This window comes from Peribacillus sp. NPDC097675 (assembly GCF_050277655.1).
GTDB lineage: Bacteria > Bacillota > Bacilli > Bacillales > DSM-1321 > Peribacillus.
This window is the reverse complement of sequence record NZ_JBNNSK010000015.1, coordinates 1-17144: the sequence shown is the minus strand read 5'-3', so window position 1 is coordinate 17144 and position 17144 is coordinate 1. Positions and strand designations below refer to the sequence as shown.

15 protein-coding genes, 9 tRNA genes and 1 rRNA gene are annotated in these 17144 nt (G+C 40.7%); 1 reads left to right on the top strand and 24 read right to left on the bottom strand.

Translation table 11 applies throughout. The annotated features are described in order from the left end of the window. Positions 1-324 precede the first annotated feature (324 nt). The 13 genes from hflX to sigW all read right to left on the bottom strand — a co-directional run bounded on the left by hflX (position 325) and on the right by sigW (position 14553). Positions 325-1581: a GTPase HflX gene (gene hflX / locus ACQKL5_RS18920; RefSeq protein ID WP_427610415.1), complete on the bottom strand. Its 1257-nt coding sequence runs from the start codon at positions 1579-1581 to the stop codon at positions 325-327. A 319-nt stretch (positions 1582-1900) separates the two neighbouring features. After that, positions 1901-4021 carry a heavy metal translocating P-type ATPase gene (locus ACQKL5_RS18915; protein WP_427610414.1) on the bottom strand — a complete coding sequence of 707 codons (2121 nt, stop codon included), beginning with the start codon at positions 4019-4021 and terminating at the stop codon, positions 1901-1903. Beyond that, positions 4014-4376 carry an ArsR/SmtB family transcription factor gene (locus ACQKL5_RS18910; protein WP_427610459.1) on the bottom strand — a complete coding sequence of 121 codons (363 nt, stop codon included), beginning with the start codon at positions 4374-4376 and terminating at the stop codon, positions 4014-4016. Before ACQKL5_RS18910 ends, ACQKL5_RS18915 begins: the two co-directional genes overlap by 8 nt. Positions 4377-4753: 377 nt before the next feature. Continuing rightward, entirely contained in the window at positions 4754-4954 is a 201-nt protein-coding gene (locus ACQKL5_RS18905) for a cold-shock protein (RefSeq protein WP_034304915.1), read from the bottom strand. A 324-nt stretch (positions 4955-5278) separates the two neighbouring features. After that, positions 5279-5833: a nucleotidyltransferase family protein gene (locus ACQKL5_RS18900; RefSeq protein WP_427610413.1), complete on the bottom strand. Its 555-nt coding sequence runs from the start codon at positions 5831-5833 to the stop codon at positions 5279-5281. A gap of 229 nt (positions 5834-6062) precedes the next feature. Further along, positions 6063-6944 carry a helix-turn-helix transcriptional regulator gene (locus tag ACQKL5_RS18895; protein ID WP_427610412.1) on the bottom strand — a complete coding sequence of 294 codons (882 nt, stop codon included), beginning with the start codon at positions 6942-6944 and terminating at the stop codon, positions 6063-6065. 374 nt (positions 6945-7318) lie between these two features. Then, positions 7319-9121 carry a glutamine--fructose-6-phosphate transaminase (isomerizing) gene (gene glmS / locus ACQKL5_RS18890; protein WP_427610411.1) on the bottom strand — a complete coding sequence of 601 codons (1803 nt, stop codon included), beginning with the start codon at positions 9119-9121 and terminating at the stop codon, positions 7319-7321. Between the two features lie 77 nt (positions 9122-9198). Further along, complete coding sequence (locus ACQKL5_RS18885) at positions 9199-9423, bottom strand: hypothetical protein (protein ID WP_427610410.1); 225 nt, start codon at positions 9421-9423, stop codon at positions 9199-9201. 156 nt (positions 9424-9579) lie between these two features. After that, the gene (glmM, locus tag ACQKL5_RS18880; RefSeq protein WP_427610409.1) at positions 9580-10929 is read right to left on the bottom strand and encodes a phosphoglucosamine mutase; all 1350 of its coding nucleotides are present in this window, start codon (positions 10927-10929) and stop codon (positions 9580-9582) included. A 53-nt stretch (positions 10930-10982) separates the two neighbouring features. After that, the gene (locus tag ACQKL5_RS18875; RefSeq protein ID WP_427610408.1) at positions 10983-12329 is read right to left on the bottom strand and encodes a CdaR family protein; all 1347 of its coding nucleotides are present in this window, start codon (positions 12327-12329) and stop codon (positions 10983-10985) included. Then, positions 12322-13146, bottom strand: coding sequence for a diadenylate cyclase CdaA (gene cdaA, locus ACQKL5_RS18870; protein WP_427610407.1), 825 nt, complete (start codon positions 13144-13146; stop codon positions 12322-12324). Before cdaA ends, ACQKL5_RS18875 begins: the two co-directional genes overlap by 8 nt. Before the next feature lie 197 nt (positions 13147-13343). Continuing rightward, the gene (locus ACQKL5_RS18865) at positions 13344-13973 is read right to left on the bottom strand and encodes an anti-sigma factor family protein (RefSeq protein ID WP_427610406.1); all 630 of its coding nucleotides are present in this window, start codon (positions 13971-13973) and stop codon (positions 13344-13346) included. A 16-nt stretch (positions 13974-13989) separates the two neighbouring features. Next, complete coding sequence (gene sigW / locus ACQKL5_RS18860; protein ID WP_427610405.1) at positions 13990-14553, bottom strand: RNA polymerase sigma factor SigW; 564 nt, start codon at positions 14551-14553, stop codon at positions 13990-13992. 166 nt (positions 14554-14719) lie between these two features. Between sigW and ACQKL5_RS18855 the strand changes: the two genes are divergently transcribed. Then, positions 14720-14905, top strand: coding sequence for a Spo0E family sporulation regulatory protein-aspartic acid phosphatase (locus ACQKL5_RS18855; RefSeq protein ID WP_427610404.1), 186 nt, complete (start codon positions 14720-14722; stop codon positions 14903-14905). A 131-nt stretch (positions 14906-15036) separates the two neighbouring features. Here ACQKL5_RS18855 and rocF read toward each other — a convergent pair whose 3' ends face one another. From rocF to rrf, 11 genes are all read right to left on the bottom strand, one after another. Continuing rightward, positions 15037-15939, bottom strand: coding sequence for an arginase (rocF, locus tag ACQKL5_RS18850; protein ID WP_427610403.1), 903 nt, complete (start codon positions 15937-15939; stop codon positions 15037-15039). Between the two features lie 182 nt (positions 15940-16121). Continuing rightward, positions 16122-16197, bottom strand: a tRNA-Ala gene (locus ACQKL5_RS18845). A 21-nt stretch (positions 16198-16218) separates the two neighbouring features. After that, a tRNA-Gly gene (locus ACQKL5_RS18840) sits at positions 16219-16290 on the bottom strand. A gap of 3 nt (positions 16291-16293) precedes the next feature. Continuing rightward, positions 16294-16368, bottom strand: a tRNA-Gln gene (locus ACQKL5_RS18835). Between the two features lie 97 nt (positions 16369-16465). Continuing rightward, positions 16466-16549, bottom strand: a tRNA-Tyr gene (locus ACQKL5_RS18830). A 16-nt stretch (positions 16550-16565) separates the two neighbouring features. Continuing rightward, positions 16566-16641 (bottom strand) — tRNA-Thr (locus tag ACQKL5_RS18825). A gap of 19 nt (positions 16642-16660) precedes the next feature. Continuing rightward, positions 16661-16736 (bottom strand) — tRNA-Val (locus ACQKL5_RS18820). A gap of 16 nt (positions 16737-16752) precedes the next feature. Then, positions 16753-16827: transfer RNA gene (locus ACQKL5_RS18815), tRNA-Glu, on the bottom strand. Between the two features lie 29 nt (positions 16828-16856). Then, positions 16857-16929: transfer RNA gene (locus ACQKL5_RS18810), tRNA-Thr, on the bottom strand. Between the two features lie 3 nt (positions 16930-16932). Next, a tRNA-Asn gene (locus tag ACQKL5_RS18805) sits at positions 16933-17007 on the bottom strand. A 43-nt stretch (positions 17008-17050) separates the two neighbouring features. After that, positions 17051-17144, bottom strand: a 5S ribosomal RNA gene (rrf, locus tag ACQKL5_RS18800); the annotation flags it as partial.

Here is a 17144-nt window from a genome sequence, read left to right as displayed (position 1 = left end):
TACATTATACAAAGTGTAAAATAAAGCTAACTACATAATGTGCACTATGTAAGAACTATGTTATGTTTCTTTACAGAAATCGATGGTTAAAATCAATATCCTACTCTTATTGCTAACTATTCGCCATTTTTCGTAATGCTTTACATACTTATCAACAAGTTGTCCACAAAATAAAAAGCCTCGAAACTTCATTTCAAGTTTTCGAGGCTTTTCCTCTAAAGTATCCACAAGTTATACACATTTAAATTCTATGTGAATAACTTGTACTAAAAAAAACAAAGTTATTAACATGTATTGAAAATCAGGAACAGAAAGGCAATAGGATTAGTCCATCACATACTTTTGATATTTTTCATAATCCGTCTGCTTGCATTCAAGTTTTATTTTGGTTCCATTTTCTTCATACTCCGTTTCCGTTATATGTCCATTTTCATTGAAATAGGACACCAACTGTCCCTGATCGTATGGAATCAACATTTGACAGTGAATATAGTCCTTAAAGATATGACCCCGAACCTGATCTATCAATTCCTTGATGCCCACCTTGTTTTTGGCTGCCATATAAACGGAATCATGGTTTACCTGTGGAATATCAATGTCAGTCATATCTGCTTTATTATAAGCAAAAATAGTTGGTATTTCTTTAATGCCGATATCCTCTAATGTCTGTTCTGTTATCTCAATCTGTTGTTCATGGTTAGGATTGGAATAATCAACAACATGAATCAGTAAATCGGCCTCAATCACTTCCTCTAAGGTTGAACGGAACGCCTTAACCAAATGGTGGGGCAGTTTAGATACGAATCCAACGGTATCCGTAAGCAAAAATTCCTTATTATCCGGCAATGGAATGTTCCTAACGGACGTCTCAAGCGTAGCGAAAAGCATGTCCTTTTCTAGTACCTGCTTTTCCGATGTAGGATGGTACATATCAATTAATGCGTTCATGATTGATGATTTCCCGGCATTTGTGTAACCCACTAAAGACACAACAGGTATTGCATTCTTTTTCCGTTGTTTCCTCTGGGTTTGACGGTGTGCAACAAGTTCTTCCAATTCCTTATTCAGTACACTAATGTTCTCCTCAATTCTCCTGCGGTCAAGTTCAAGTTGCTTTTCCCCGGCTCCCTTATTGGTACCCACTCCACCGCTCTGGCGACCTAATGATTCCCTCAAACCGATGAGGCGGGGGAGCATATATTGAAGTTTTGCCACTTCAACCTGGAGCTGAGCTTCTTTCGTTTTAGCCCGTTGCGCGAAGATATCCAGGATGAGAATAGACCGATCAATCACCTTACAATCCATATCTCGCTCCAAGTTTCGCAGTTGTGAGGGTGATAGTTGGTCATTGAAGATCACAACATTCGCATCTTTGTACTCCACTAGCGCTTTTACTTCATCGATTTTCCCTGTGCCGATGAAATGCGAGGAAGTGACCCGATGCATATTCTGCGTGATGCTTCCAACCACTTCTACTTCACAGGCTTCTGTTAAATTGGCGAGCTCCTCCATCGAATAAGCAAAATCCTTTTGGCTATTCAGATTGACCCCTACTAATATTGCCTTCTGGTGTAACTCCATCCTTCCAAATCCCTTCCCATACTCCCGTAATCTATTTCAACAAACTCACAGATCCGTGGCCTGCATTCCTATAAAAGTCAGCCACATTGTAGCACACTACCTATCCTGTTCATAGTATTATCCTGGCTATGCTTTCAATATATCCTAAATTCATATCAACATAACAACTCTCTACATTAGTCTGCTTCTTTTCATCCCATTAAGTCACGGCTTTGGTAACTTTCCTATTAATTAGTTCATGGAATTTTAACGTTTCACATGAAACGTATAGCAATAAAAAGGGTTTCTTGATTCCTGGAATCAAGAAACCCTTTTTATTTCATTCTTTTATTCTCAGCAATCTTAGACTGTTCAACGTTACAATCAACGTCGCACCCATATCGGCGAAGATCGCCATCCAAAGTGTTAACCAGCCCGGCGCAATCAACAGTAAAGCCACTACCTTAATCGCTAACGAAAACGTAATATTCTGCTTAATGATTTTCAACGTTTTCCTGCTTAAAGAAATGGTGTAAGGTAGCTTCGATAAATCATCACCCATCAGAGCGATATCTGCTGTTTCGAGAGCCGTATCCGTACCTGCTCCTCCCATCGCAATCCCTACCGTGGAAGCTGCCAAGGCAGGGGCATCATTGACACCATCGCCTACCATAGCCACTCGATTATATTTCTGTTTCCATTGTTTGATGGAGGACAGTTTATCTTGAGGCAATAATTCCGCTTGAATCTCATGAACGCCAGCAGCTGCGCCAATCACTTTTGCCGTCCCAATATTATCGCCGGTCAGCATGATTGTTTTTTCAATTCCCAATGCATGTAATTTACGGATAGCTTCCTTACTGCTTTCCCTTATTTCATCCGCCACAGCAATCAGTGCAAGAACATGAATTCGATTGCCCAGGACCATCACCGTTTTCCCTTCATTCTGGTAGTCAAGGATCTGATGTTGAACAGATTCAGAAATGGTTAATCCCACTTCATCAAAGAGATGTGGTTTACCAATATAATAGACTTCTTGATTAATTGTTCCTTTCAACCCTTTACCTGTCAATGCTGTGAAATCTTCAACCATGAGAGAACGATAGTCTATGGCCTGGCTATCCGCTTGTTGGAGAATAGCCGTCCCCAAAGGATGTTGCGAACGACTTTCTAAAGCAGCAGCAATTCCTAACGCGTCCCTTTCACTCATATCAACTACAATCATCGAAAAATTCGTCACTTCAGGTATTCCCTTTGTCAATGTACCCGTTTTATCAAAAGCAATTGCCTTCAAGGCACCCGCTTCTTCCAAATGGATTCCGCCTTTGATTAGAACACCGTTTTTCGCTGCATTCCCAATGGCTGTCACAATCGCGATGGGTGTGGAAATGACTAATGCACAGGGACATCCGACCACTAGCACAGTCAATCCGCGGTAAATCCAATCTCCCCATTCTCCATCCATCATCAATGGTGGGATGATTGCAAGTGCTAACGCAATCAGCATAATGGCCGGAGTATAGAATTTTGCAAATTTATCAACGAACGCTTGGGAAGGAGCCTTCTCTGCTTGTGCCTCTTCTACAAGATGAATGATCTTAGCAATCGTCGTATCCTCAACCCTTTTCGTGACTTCCACTTCCAAAAGGCCTTCGCCGTTCAGCGTCCCAGCAAACACTTCTTCTTCGACCGTTTTAAATAACGGTTCCGATTCACCCGTAATGGCCGCCTGATTCAGTGTGGAGGAGCCCTTTATGATCCTTCCATCCATAGCAAGCTTCTGGCCAGGTTTGACGATCATAGTGTCGCCCACCTCAATGGCATCGACAGCCATCATCATTTCATGATGGCCCCTCCGGATCCATGCTTCTTTAGGAGCAATGTTCATAAGGGACTCAATGGAGTTTCGAGCTTTATCCATTGAATATTTTTCAAGCGCTTCACTAATAGCAAATAGGATGACCACAGTTGCGCCCTCGCCCCATTCACCAAGGATTGCCGCTCCAATAATGGCTACTGTCATGAGCGTATGCATATCAAAACGAAGTCTTATCAGGTTTTTCAACCCATTCATGAATAAAGAGTATCCTCCGACTAAAATGGCAGCCCCATAACCAAGGACCGGCAAAAGACTACCCTCTCCATACCACTGTTCCAGCATCCAACTGATAAAAAGAAGTATAGCGGAAAGAACGACCTTGATATTCTCTTTTTGCTTCCAAAACGGTTCCTTTTCTGTCACCTGTTCCTGTTCAGTTCGAATTTTCAGATTATCAAAGGCTCCAGCCTTCTCTATATCTTCAATCGTCGCGCTTCCGGAAATGGATATCTTCGAAGCCCCGAAATTGAGCTTTGCTTCCTTCACTCCTTCAAGTCCGCGTACATTGTTCTCGAATTTCGCTGCACAATTCGTACAGGACAGACCTTGAATCCGATACGTCTTGTATTGTGACTCATCCATCTACTCTCACCTCCTGCTGATGGGCTAGTGCGATAAGGATTAACTGTTTTATATGATCATCATCTAATGAGTAAAAAGCTAATTTTCCTTCTTTCCTGTATTTCACAATGGAATGTTTATATAGAGTACGGAGATGATGAGAGGTTGTCGCCATGGAAGCCCCGATGATATTGGCCAAATCACATACGCATAACTCTTCATCCTCACAAAGTGCATACGAGATTTTCACCCGGTTTTCATCACCGATTACTTTAAACAACTTCGACATACTTGAAATATCAACCTGACTTATTACCTTTTGGATACGGTTCACCTTTTCTTCATCATGCAGGTGAACCTCACACATGTCTTTCATTTCATCCATCTTCTCACATCCATTCATTCAAACCTACATTTGATTATAATATACCACATTTTACATTATACTCAAACCACCATTTGAATGTGCACGAATTCATTCCTTTTAGATAAATATATACACACTTTTAAAAGCTGATATTTTTCAGTACGCGTAGGAAAGACTCCTTTTTCAATCTTTTACCCTTTACACTTTCCTTCAAATGAGTTTGCTTTGAAAAAAACTATGCTATACTTAGTAGGCCTTTTTAAGCGCTTTACTTTACTTGTTTCTTCACCCCTGCACAATCATGAGCAGGGTTTTTTGTTATATTTTTTTATACGACAAAAAAGGCAGACCCTATAAATAGGATCTGCCTTTTTTGTTTTTAGAAATTATGCTTTTTGAACGTTAGAAGCTTGAGGTCCGCGTTGACCTTGTTCTACTTCAAAAGTAACTTCTTGGCCTTCGTCTAAAGATTTGAATCCTTCGCTTTGGATAGCTGAGAAATGTACGAATACATCGTCTCCGTTTTCGCGTTCGATGAAGCCAAATCCTTTTTCTGCGTTAAACCATTTCACTTTACCTTGTTCCATTGTTGTTGCCTCCTAGTGCTAAAGCACATTGTATTACTATCCTTGCTCTAAGTCATCATCGAAACGAAAAGTAGTACTTTTAGTATTCTTAGTACCGAACATGAATAATTAAACTAAGCATACCATCAAATGGTAGGGATTGCAAATAGTTTAAGAAATCTTTTTCAAACCGTTTCTTTTCTGCCCTGAAACTAACAGGAACCTTGATTAAAATCACACCTGTTTATTACGTAAACATGGGTAGTTCCAAAACATCACTTAATTCGAGCATAGGAGGAAGGCCGGAAAATCCCCAAGTAGGAAAGTAACTCTCCACTTCCTTCCTTACATTTCTATATATAAATCTCGCCAAATTTCATTCCACTTTTTCTCCTGCATACGCTCACTAAATACAGGATATAATTTATTATTTCTAGTATATAACGGCGTAGGTCTTACTATCTTTTCAAATAAATCAGTTAATCCATAAGGAGCCATCACTTCTAGCTTATTATTATGTAATTTCACAGCAATTGCCGTCGGACTTTCAGGGAAATGAGCTACGGCATCATAAGAGGAATTGTAGGGGAGAGCGTCGTTTTTTTCGTGCATGCGTGCTTGGTTTTTTACAGACCAAGGTTGCTGCGGCATTAGCCCTTCCAGAACTTTTTCGAAATGCTTCTCCATGCTTATCGATGTATCTGTTGGATCAAAATAAATAACATCTATATCATTGATAGGTGTCTTGATATTATGTATGACATCCCACACTTTGTTTCGAATTAGCCCTGCACAAACCCAACAATCATCCATCTTTACCTGTTCAACAACTTTTAACACAGACATGATGTATGGATCATTCGTCATGATTTCATTGAAGAGAGTTTTATATTTTTCCATGATTCATCCACCTTCCTCTTCTTGAAATATAATTTCATTGAAAAAAATGGCGTTATGATAAAAAACTCGTCTTTTGGGGGAGAGTGAAAGGCGAGCGATGATTTGCTTTATTTATAGAAGAGAAAGATGCCCGGGTTTCTTTACTCTGCTTTATCATTCTCTTTTGGATCCTTCTCTCCTAATCCCAATGATGTATACAATGTAAAAATTATTTCCATACAAACTTCTATCATGAACATATTTCATCAAACCCTAAATTCACCGGCTCCAATGGTAGATACTCCTGATGTAATATATTCGTTGTAGGAACGGTAGTGTTAACTTCTTCAAACTTAAAGCCATCTGCCCATACTTTTCCTGTTCCTATTAAAAGCACCCCAAAGTGAATGGATGCACTATCACTTGGGATATCCAAAACAACGGAATAAATATTCCAATTCGTTGTACCATGAATCGAACGGTTATCCATATTATCAAATTGAATCATGTCACCTGATGCATTATCCACCCGACACCAGACCCCACATTTTACAACTTCCTCTGTTTTTAAGAAACAGGATACTTTAATACGTTTCCCTTTCCAGTTATCTGCTGAAAAGCTCTGCATCATCGTTCCGAACTGCCCTTCGCCAGCATCGGTTTTTGAAGCCAGTAAACCTGATCTGGTTCCTGTATGAAAAACTTTTGGGTCGGTTACCATTTCATAAAGATTCGGGTGAGAACCACTTAATAGCCACCCTTTAATATTTGTTTTCTCGGTCATTTCAACTTCCTCCATTCCTTGTAGTGTTCGCATCAGCTTGCGATATTTACCTGGTGGCATTTTATATAGCTCTTTAAAAGAACGTGTAAAAGCTTCTTGTGACTGGAATTGTAGGTCAAAGGCAATTTGAATGATCCTTTCATCTGAATGGAGTAAATACATTGCAGCTGTTGCTAGTCTTCGCTTACGGATATATTCACTGATTGAAATGCCTGTTTCTCGTTTGAAAACACGTGACAAGTGAAATTGAGAATAACCAAGTTCAAATGCATAATCTGCTAACTTCCAGTCTTCTAGTAAACGGTCTTCTAAGAAATAAATAACATCCTGAGTTACCTTGCTATACATTTAGCTCACCTCACTTTTGAGTGTAAAGGAATATATAAAGTTAATTTTGATATCATTTGCTATTCGAATTAAATATCTAAGTATTTCCTTTTTTACATAAAAAAGATGGCCTGAAATTTTGATTCAAACCATCCTAAATTACAATTCTATTTGAATATGTTTAAATCCTTTCTTTTTTAACTAAAGCAGTATTATGACCTAACTGAGTTTCCCCTCATTTTTTTGATTATCAAACGCATCGACATATTTTATCCTTTCTTAAACTTGTGATGTTTTCTCTTTTAGACATAAAAACACCCCTTTAGATAATCTAAAGGGGTGTTTCATCGTGTCTTTTTTCAAAGTCACGATTAGCACAAACAAGTCATTCCTACTTATTCAACCGTTACACTTTTAGCAAGGTTACGAGGTTTATCCACGTCACACTCACGGTGTAGGGCAGCGTAGTACGCTATGAGTTGTAGCGGGATAACAGAGACAAGCGGTGTTAATAGTTCGTTCACTTCCGGGATGACGAAGCGATCATCATCTTCTTCCAACCCTTTCATAGAAATGATGCAAGGGTTCGCACCACGAGCGACCACTTCTTTGACGTTCCCACGGATGCCTAGATTGACGCCTGCTTGCGTAGCAAGGGCTATGATAGGTGTTCCATCCTCAATCAAGGCAATCGTTCCGTGCTTAAGCTCTCCACCGGCAAAGCCTTCTGCCTGGATGTAGGAGATTTCTTTCAGCTTAAGGGCACCTTCAAGACCCAGGTAAAAGTCAAGAGATCGACCAATGAAGAAGCAGTTACGTGTCACAGATAGATATTCACGTGCGATTTCTTCCATCTCTTCTTTCGAGTCGCATAGAGCTTCCATACCTGTTGCAGCAATTCCAAGTTCTTTGACAAGATCGAAATCGAATGAAAGGTTACGGAACTGTCCTGTCACGTTCGCCAATATGGCCAATACAGCTACTTGAGCCGTGTATGCCTTGGTAGAGGCTACAGCAATTTCAGGACCTGCATGTAACAGAAGTGTATAATCTGATTCCCGTGACAATGTAGAGCCCGGTACATTTGTGATGGTTAATGCTTTATGACCAAGTTCTTTAATGGCCACTAGCACTGCACGGCTATCTGCTGTTTCCCCACTTTGAGAAATGAAGATGAAGAGCGGCTTATCGGATAATATCGGCATGTTATAAGTGAACTCTGACGCTACATGAACCTCAACCGGAATTTTAGCCATTTTTTCAATGAATTGCTTACCGATTAAGCCTGCATGGTAGCTCGTTCCACAAGCCACAATATAGATACGGTCCGCCTCGCTTAAAGCCTCTGCAATATTGTAATCAATCGCCAATTTACCTTCTTCATTTTGGTAAGCTTGAATGATTTTACGGATGACAGTAGGCTGCTCATCAATTTCTTTAAGCATATAATGTGGATATGTGCCTTTTTCTATATCACTGGCATCCAGTTCTGCCGTGAATGGAGCACGAAGTACTTCTTCATTGGAAAGATTCTTAATGGTTACTTTTTCTTTCGTGACTACGACCATTTCTTTATCCATTAATTCAAGGAATTGATCGGTAACTTGCAGCATCGCCATTGCATCAGAAGCGACAACATTGAAGTCTTTACCCACTCCGATCAATAATGGACTCTTATTCTTAGCAACAAAGATTGTTTCATCGTTTTCAGCATCCAACAAAGCAAGTGCATACGAACCTTCTAAAAGCGTGAGTGTGTGACGGAATGCTTCTTCCACTTCCATACCGTCGTTCACGAATTTCTCTACTAACTGAACGATGACTTCCGTATCAGTTTCGCTTTTGAAAGCAACATCCTTCAAATATTCACGTTTTAAAATCGCATAGTTTTCGATGACCCCGTTATGAACTAAAGTCAGACGCCCTGAATTGCTTTGGTGAGGATGAGCATTATCACGACTTGGTACGCCATGAGTGGCCCAGCGAGTGTGTCCGATTCCTGTATTTGCTAGGATTCCTTCATCCACAACATTGCGTAAGTCTGCAATCCGTCCTTTTTCCTTGAAAACCTTGATGCCCTCGTCATTTTTCACGGCGATGCCCGCGGAGTCATATCCACGGTATTCTAGTTTTTCAAGACCTTTTAACAACACTTCTTTTGCATCATTTAGACCAATATATCCTACAATTCCACACATAATTTCTGTTCCTCCAACCGATTAGAGGGAACAGGAATGCGCGAGGGCATCCCTGCCCCCCCATCTCTGATATTATTTTAATAAAGGAAATACCCGAAGGCTTTTTCCCTTAGTACATTTCCAACTCTTTGTGCAGTCGGTTGCCCCACTGTTTTAAAATTGGAATTATTACGGCTGTGCACTTCAGCCGGGAGGTATCCGCCGAATACTCGATACTCCTCCTCCTCGTCAACTAAACCCGTCTCGACCCAGTTTAGTTCAGGCGCTTTTGGTTTCCGATTATGATACCTTCCCTCCTTCATGCTTATACCACTTTTTGGAAAAAGTAGTTATAAATCAGGATAATCATACCCTATGAAAGGGACATAGGTCAATTCTTTAGTACATTTAAGCAAAATTTGACTCATAATAAAAATATGCATAAAAGGAAATTTCGTTCCCTTTATGCATACGATTAGTTATTCAGTTAATCCCATTTCCGCTCTCACGATTTCTACAATGCGGTCGACATACTGCGTACATTCTTCAATAGTCGGCGCTTCAGCCATAACACGGACAAGCGGTTCTGTTCCAGATGGACGCACCAAGATTCGCCCGTTGCCTTCCATTTCCGCTTCCACTTCTTTTATGACTTCCTGTACTTTTTCATTTTTCGTTACCCCATGCTTGTCTGTTACTTTAACATTGATAAGCGTCTGTGGATATTTTTGCATTTCACTCGCAAGCTCGGATAGAGGTTTTTGCGTTTCACTCATAATGTTAACAAGCTGTAAGCCTGTCAATAAGCCATCACCCGTTGTATTGTAATCCAAGAAAATAATATGCCCAGATTGCTCTCCGCCAAGGTTATAGCCACCCTTACGCATCTCTTCTACTACATAGCGATCACCTACTGCTGTTTGAGCACTATGTATACCATGTTCTTCAAGGCCTTTGTAAAAACCAAGGTTACTCATAATTGTGGAAACCACTGTCCCCTGTTTCAATCGGTTGTTTTCTTTTAGATATTTTGCACATATATACATGATTTGATCGCCGTCGACAATGTTTCCCTTTTCGTCAATGGCTATAATGCGATCGCCGTCTCCATCAAAAGCAAGCCCCACATCTGCCCCTTTTTCCTTTAAGAATTCAGCAAGAGCTTCAGGGTGGGTGGAACCAACCCCATCATTGATGTTCAAGCCATTAGGCGATGCTCCCATAGTAGAGATATCCGCATCTAAATCCGCGAATAAATGCATGGCTAAGGAAGATGTAGCGCCATGGGCACAATCAAGTGCAACATGTATGCCTGTAAAATCTTCATCAACTGACTGCTTTAAGTATTGGAGATATTTTTGTCCGCCCTCGAAGTAATCATTTAAATGTCCTAAATCGCCGCCTGTAGGACGTGGCAACTCATCATTTTCTAAATCAAGCAAAGCCTCAACTTCAGCTTCCTGTTCATCTGAAAGTTTGAAACCATCCGGTCCAAAAAATTTGATTCCATTATCCGCTACAGGATTGTGAGACGCTGAGATCATGACACCCGCTTCAGCACTTAACGCTTTTGTTAAATACGCCACTCCTGGTGTTGATATGATACCTAGACGCATAACTTCAGCGCCGATAGATAATAAGCCGGCAACAAGAGCACCTTCTAGCATTTCCCCTGAAATGCGGGTATCTCTTCCTATTAACACTTTTGGTTTTTCTGAATTCTTAGTAAGGACATAGCCACCAAAACGACCTAGTTTAAATGCCAACTCTGGCGTTAACTCCGTATTTGCTATTCCCCTGACTCCATCTGTTCCAAAATATTTACCCATCTATATCGCTCCTTCTTCAAATCGTTACTAAATTAAATGATGTTAAGGACAGCTTATGTATCTTCCTCTTTTGGAGACAAGGAAACTGACACTGCGACTCTTTTTGAATCTAGTTCCCAAGTTACTCCCGCAGGTACTTTTACTGCCAGTTCTACATCATGCTGACCCTCATCTAAATTACTTACATCAACCGTGAGCGAAATGTTGTCTTTAGATATTCTTTTTAGATCCTCCGCTTTCCCATTCAATGTAATGTTCGTCACATCGTTTTCCAATTTCACTTCTTGATTATCCTGTTTACCTACGGGGATTATTTTCAAGTTAGTGAAGGTCTTGGATTCAATGGTTTCCGGTTCTTCCTCTTTAACCGTTTCCTCTTCGTCAACTATTACTTCTTCTACCTCTTTCTCTTCCTCTTTCTCTTCCTCATCATCCACATTAATTTTTTCGGTGCGGATTTTGACCGTGGCTTTGCTTGAGGACATTTTTTGCACGCTCTCAGGTTTTGAAAGATCCAGTTCCATTTCGGTATCCCCATCCACTTTCGAGATATTAACTGGAAGATATAATGCATTTATTTTATCCAAGGCCTTTTCTTGACCGTAAAGCGTTACCTCTTTAGGGTCGACGCTAATACTTTTGATTCGGACGCCTGCTTTGGCTTTTCCGGTCTGCTTGGGTTCAATTGATACCTTCTTGGAAGGGATGCTCACCTTCAATGATACAGCTACAGAAGCAGGCTCAATCGTGACATCCAACTTATTCAGATCACGGTCGAGTGCTTTTACCGTCGCTTGCCCGTTCACCGTTTCGTTAAGACCTTTTCTTATTTCAAGGTTAGCCTTTACATAGGATATTTGTTCAATCACATCCTTGGCACCTGTAATCTTCACGATTTCAGGATTGACCGTTGGTTGGCCCGCAGTATACCCCTCTTCTAGTAAGGAACTGTTATATTCCGCGTCAACTTTGAACTCTTTCGTCATTCGTTCCTGAACATTCACTTCTGCATACTCCGGATCTATCGTAGCCACTAGCTTTTCATTTAAGTCGCTTATTTTGAATGTGACCGATCGATCCCCCATGGAAATTTCAGGATCGGAAAGATCTACATATACCTTGAAATCCCTTTGGCTTTTAGCATTGATCAAAAGGCTTTTAGCCCCCTTCAAAGTGACATCCACCGTTTCTGGAACACCGCTCACCACTAAATTTTCACGGTCATAGTACACTTCGACAGGAACATTTTCAATGGTTTCCGTCCCATTCTCTGGAGCAGTAGACAATCCAAGTGACTTCTTATCAGACTCCATCTCAAAATTTACGGATATAAATAATAGAGCAGCCAAGGCAAAAGCGACAATTCTCATAAACCAAGCGCTATTCGCGAATTTATCCATTTTTCTTCCCCCTCCAATTCCAAATACCCGAGGAAGTTGTTTTGACATTCTTCAATACCAGTTCACTTGTAAGCATAGCTCTAAATGAATCCTGACTTAAGTCACGGAAAAGCTCCCCATTCTTGGTGACGGAGATTCCTCCCGTTTCTTCAGACACAACAATTGTTACACTATCTGTTACTTCACTCATTCCAATGGCAGCTCTATGCCTTGTGCCCAACTCTTTTGAAATGAATGGACTTTCTGATAAAGGCAGGTAGCAGGCTGCCGCGGCGACTTGATTATCCTGTAAGATAACTGCTCCATCATGGAGTGGTGTATTCGGGATGAAAATATTAATGAGCAGTTCAGAAGAAACATAGGACCTTAAAGGAATTCCCGTTTCAACATAATCACCTAGTGCCGTACCTTTTTCAATCGTAATTAGGGCGCCAATTCGCCTTTTTGCCATATACGTAGAAGCTTTTAAAATTTCTTCTACTAAACGCTCTTGTTGATTCTCTTCAGGAACACTGCCCCTTGAAAAAATCTTTCCTCGTCCTAGTTGTTCAAGTGCTCTTCTCAATTCAGGTTGGAAAATGACAAGAATCGCCAAAACACCCCAGTTCATGACTTGCTCCATTAACCATCCAAGGGTATTAAAACCAAACAGATTGCTTAAGCTTTTTACAATGACAATTACAAAAATACCCTTTAGCAGTTGTATGGCCTTTGTACCTCGAATTATAGTTAACAATTTATATATCACAAACCAAACAAGGAAAATATCAATGAACATTGCTACAAAGTTCCAAACATTCAAATTGGAAATAGACATGTTGTTTCCTCCAGTCCGTAATACTCCAAATACACAATAACCATCGTTATGTAATAACCTTAATAGTATACCATTTTTTAAATCATACATCTAAAACTAGTCGTGAAATTTATATGGGAGGTCATTCTAATTATGCACAATTGATGTCAAACTCAAAAGCACGGTTCTAAACAGAACCGTGCTTTTGTACATCCCAACTAATTCTTTTTATCTTCATCTGATATAGAGGGGAGAAGCGAAGTTCCGGTGTCCTTTATTTTATACCATATCCATTCAAAAGCTTGATCTATGACTTCAATATCCCCCGTCACATTCCCTGCCTTTGCCATGTACTCCTGCCCATTGATGACCGTGACATCTCCCTTTACTTCACCCTCAATACGTATATCTCCGTTTTGAACCACGACGTTCCCTTCAACGGTTTCCCCCTTTGGCACTATGACCGTTTCTCCTTCAACTAATAGGTTAGGCTGCTTGGAAACGGAAAAATGTTCGTCTTGATTGTAAGTGGAGAAGATAGAACCCGTCATCAATACAATGAACATTGCCGCTGCCGTCATAAATGGATGAGACTTAAACCATCTCTTAGCACCACTGGCTTTCTTTTCCTTTGGTAATTGTGCCATCACTCTTGCTGTAAAATCATCGGGAGCCTTAATATGGGAAGTGCTTTGTACAAGAGCAACTGCTTTTTTCATTTCATTAAAATAATCTCGGCATGCAGGACAGGTAAGGAGGTGCTCCCGTAAAATTTCTATATGCTCAGGTCTAATGTCCTCATCTAAGTAATTATGCATATAATTAATGATATCCTCGTGGCAGTTCATTTTTCTCACCTTCTTTTTATAAATGGCGCAGTTGTTTACGCAAAGCTTCTCGCCCACGATGTATCCTCGTCTTAACAGTCCCCACCGGCAAATCGAGAATTTCACTAATTTCCTTTAATGACAATTCTTCAATGTACTTCAATACAATGACCGAACGATACTTATCCGGTAACTTCATAACTTCAGCCTGGATGGTTTCCTGGAGCTCTAATGATTCTACTTCTTCCTCTGGCATGGCCATGTCTGATGAAATTTGAGAATACATGTTCAATCCCTCTGTACCAGTGACTTCCGCATCTAAATAGTAATCAGGCTTTTTCTTACGAAGACGGTCGATACAGAGATTCGTTGCTATGCGATATAACCATGTAGAAAATTTCATATCGATATTAAAACTTCGAATATTCACAAAGGCTCTTACAAAGGCTTCTTGGGACAGGTCTTCAGCTTCCTGACGGTTACCAAGCATCCTAAAACATATCTGAAAAACTTTATCCTTATAAATTTCGACAATTTCCCCAAATGCATTGTGATCCCCTTTTAGCACTTGGTTTATTCTCTCTTTAATGAGTCCATCCATTTTTGTTTTTTACCCCCGCTTCATGCGGCTATACGATTATTACGAATCGTAAGCTGAAAGGTTTCATAATTTATTACTTTTATTTTAACAAACTTTTACAATTTATGTTTAAAACGAAAAAAACAAGGTTATATAGTAATAAATTGTTAAACAAAGGAAGTGAATCATGATAATGACTGCAGAACAAATACTAGACCATATTGAACACTACAGACAGAAAATGATTATCTTAGCTTCCCATTCCTCAATGATAGATAATGAAGTGATTGAAGTTAGTAGCAAACTTGATATTCTGATGAATCAATATTTTCATTTGACCAAAAGCATAAATAATAAGCAAACAGTTAAGTGAAGGGAGAATGACCTTGGAATCCTATAATGATACATTTTTTCAACCGTACCTAAATAATATACTCATGTATTCTAGCATATAAAAAAACAGTAACCCATAAAAAATGGTTACTGTTTCTTTAATTTCTTCTCTTATAGCAACTTTTCTCCAAAGAGGGAACCCATGAGAGCCACGGCAACGATTGCCGTCTTGTTACGCTCATCTAAAACGGGATTTACTTCAACAAATTCAGCTGAGGTAATCAATCCCGATTCAGACAGCATTTCCATAGCCAAATGACTTTCCCGGTAACTTATTCCACCAAGGACTGGAGTCCCTACCCCAGGTGCCTCTGCCGGATCTACCCCATCAAGATCTAAAGAAAGATGGACCCCATCCGTTTTGTCCCGTAAGTATTCAATACTTTGTTCCATTACCTTCGTCATTCCTAGCCTGTCAATTTCATGCATCGTAAAAACCTTAATACCCTTATCGCGTATTAACAGTTTTTCTCCCTCATCCAATGACCGTGCTCCAATAATAACAATATTCTCCGGTTTCACTTTCTGTGCATAACCATATAGATTGACGAGATCATGGTGGCCAAGCCCGATACTTACAGCAAGCGGCATGCCATGTATGTTTCCTGAAGGGGAAGTCTCCTCGGTGTTTAAATCTCCATGGGCATCATACCAAATGACTCCTAAACTCTCATAATGCTTCGATATCCCTGCCAGCGTCCCAATTGCTATAGAATGGTCACCACCAAGGACAAGCGGGAAGGATCCGTCAGCAACAATTTTATCTACCCTTGCCGCTAATTGAGCATTCCCTTTAGCGACAAGTGATAAGTTTTTTAAATTTGAACCAGACTCAACAGTCGATTCAGGCCGTCCCACTATGATATCTCCCAAATCCTCTACTTCTATCTGTAATTGTTCAATTCGTTCCACGACACCTGCACAACGGAGTGCGCTTGGACCCATGTCAACACCACGTCTTGTCTGACCAAGATCCATTGGAAGACCAATAACCGAAACATTCTGAATAGACATACTATTCCCCCTTTCTTCTATTTTATATCTGTTGAACTCAATGGTTCAACCGGACATTTTTATGTATAAAGATACAGTCTATATATGCCAGTATTTGTCCCATTCTTCCGAATAAAAAAGGTATAAAAAAAGCCTTAAACCGGATTCGGCTTAAGGCATAAATGTTGGTGTATGTAGTTTGATGGTGGAGCCTAGCGGGATCGAACCGCTGACCTCCTGCGTGCAAGGCAGGCGCTCTCCCAGCTGAGCTAAGGCCCCTAAGTATAAAAAATAATAAAAAGCGAAAGACGGGATTCGAACCCGCGACCCCAACCTTGGCAAGGTTGTATTCTACCACTGAACTACTTTCGCAAATGGCTGGGCTAGAAGGGATCGAACCTTCGCATGACGGAATCAAAATCCGTTGCCTTACCGCTTGGCTATAGCCCAAAATATGTAAAATAATAGTTAGCAAAATAAAAAGCGGTAATTATATATTTCCCTTAAAAAGAAAGTATATAACCGATCCACATTTTTTTAAAAAAGATGGTGGAGGGGGGCAGATTCGAACTGCCGAACCCGAAGGAGCGGATTTACAGTCCGCCGCGTTTAGCCACTTCGCTACCCCTCCACATATAAGTGAAACATGGTGCCGGCAAGAGGACTTGAACCCCCAACCTACTGATTACAAGTCAGTTGCTCTACCAGTTGAGCTACACCGGCAAATCAAAGCTATTAAAAATGGTGGAGGATGACGGGATCGAACCGCCGACCCTCTGCTTGTAAGGCAGATGCTCTCCCAGCTGAGCTAATCCTCCAATAATATTAAGAAAATGGTGACCCGTACGGGAATCGAACCCGTGTTACCGCCGTGAAAGGGCGGTGTCTTAACCGCTTGACCAACGGGCCGCTAATTGATTATAAAAGGTAGTTTGGGAAGCTCCCAAGCGGATTCGAACCGCTGACCTCTTCCTTACCATGGAAGTGCTCTACCTACTGAGCTATGGAAGCATATGGCTCCGCAGGTAGGACTCGAACCTACGACCGTTCGGTTAACAGCCGAATGCTCTACCACTGAGCTACTGCGGAATAATATAATGTTTCCTAAAACTCTGAGAAGATAAATTGAACTGCTTGGCGGCGTCCTACTCTCACAGGGGGAAACCCCCAACTACCATCGGCGCTGAAGAGCTTAACTGCCGTGTTCGGAATGGGAACGGGTGTGA

What these genes read in the sequence shown, in the direction of transcription:
- ACQKL5_RS18900 (WP_427610413.1), bottom strand. Translation starts at nt 5,833, where the DNA reads ATGGAAAAATATAAAACTCTCTTCAATGAAATCATGACGAATGATCCA.
- rocF (WP_427610403.1), bottom strand. Translation starts at nt 15,939, where the DNA reads ATGTCTATTCAGAATGTTTCGGTTATTGGTCTTCCAATGGATCTTGGT.
- ACQKL5_RS18875 (WP_427610408.1), bottom strand. Translation starts at nt 12,329, where the DNA reads ATGGATAAATTCGCGAATAGCGCTTGGTTTATGAGAATTGTCGCTTTT.
- sigW (WP_427610405.1), bottom strand. Translation starts at nt 14,553, where the DNA reads ATGGATGGACTCATTAAAGAGAGAATAAACCAAGTGCTAAAAGGGGAT.
- cdaA (WP_427610407.1), bottom strand. Translation starts at nt 13,146, where the DNA reads ATGTCTATTTCCAATTTGAATGTTTGGAACTTTGTAGCAATGTTCATT.
- ACQKL5_RS18905 (WP_034304915.1), bottom strand. Translation starts at nt 4,954, where the DNA reads ATGGAACAAGGTAAAGTGAAATGGTTTAACGCAGAAAAAGGATTTGGC.
- hflX (WP_427610415.1), bottom strand. Translation starts at nt 1,581, where the DNA reads ATGGAGTTACACCAGAAGGCAATATTAGTAGGGGTCAATCTGAATAGC.
- ACQKL5_RS18910 (WP_427610459.1), bottom strand. Translation starts at nt 4,376, where the DNA reads ATGAAAGACATGTGTGAGGTTCACCTGCATGATGAAGAAAAGGTGAAC.
- ACQKL5_RS18865 (WP_427610406.1), bottom strand. Translation starts at nt 13,973, where the DNA reads ATGAACTGCCACGAGGATATCATTAATTATATGCATAATTACTTAGAT.
- ACQKL5_RS18885 (WP_427610410.1), bottom strand. Translation starts at nt 9,423, where the DNA reads ATGAAGGAGGGAAGGTATCATAATCGGAAACCAAAAGCGCCTGAACTA.
- glmS (WP_427610411.1), bottom strand. Translation starts at nt 9,121, where the DNA reads ATGTGTGGAATTGTAGGATATATTGGTCTAAATGATGCAAAAGAAGTG.
- ACQKL5_RS18855 (WP_427610404.1), top strand. Translation starts at nt 14,720, where the DNA reads ATGATAATGACTGCAGAACAAATACTAGACCATATTGAACACTACAGA.
- glmM (WP_427610409.1), bottom strand. Translation starts at nt 10,929, where the DNA reads ATGGGTAAATATTTTGGAACAGATGGAGTCAGGGGAATAGCAAATACG.
- ACQKL5_RS18895 (WP_427610412.1), bottom strand. Translation starts at nt 6,944, where the DNA reads ATGTATAGCAAGGTAACTCAGGATGTTATTTATTTCTTAGAAGACCGT.
- ACQKL5_RS18915 (WP_427610414.1), bottom strand. Translation starts at nt 4,021, where the DNA reads ATGGATGAGTCACAATACAAGACGTATCGGATTCAAGGTCTGTCCTGT.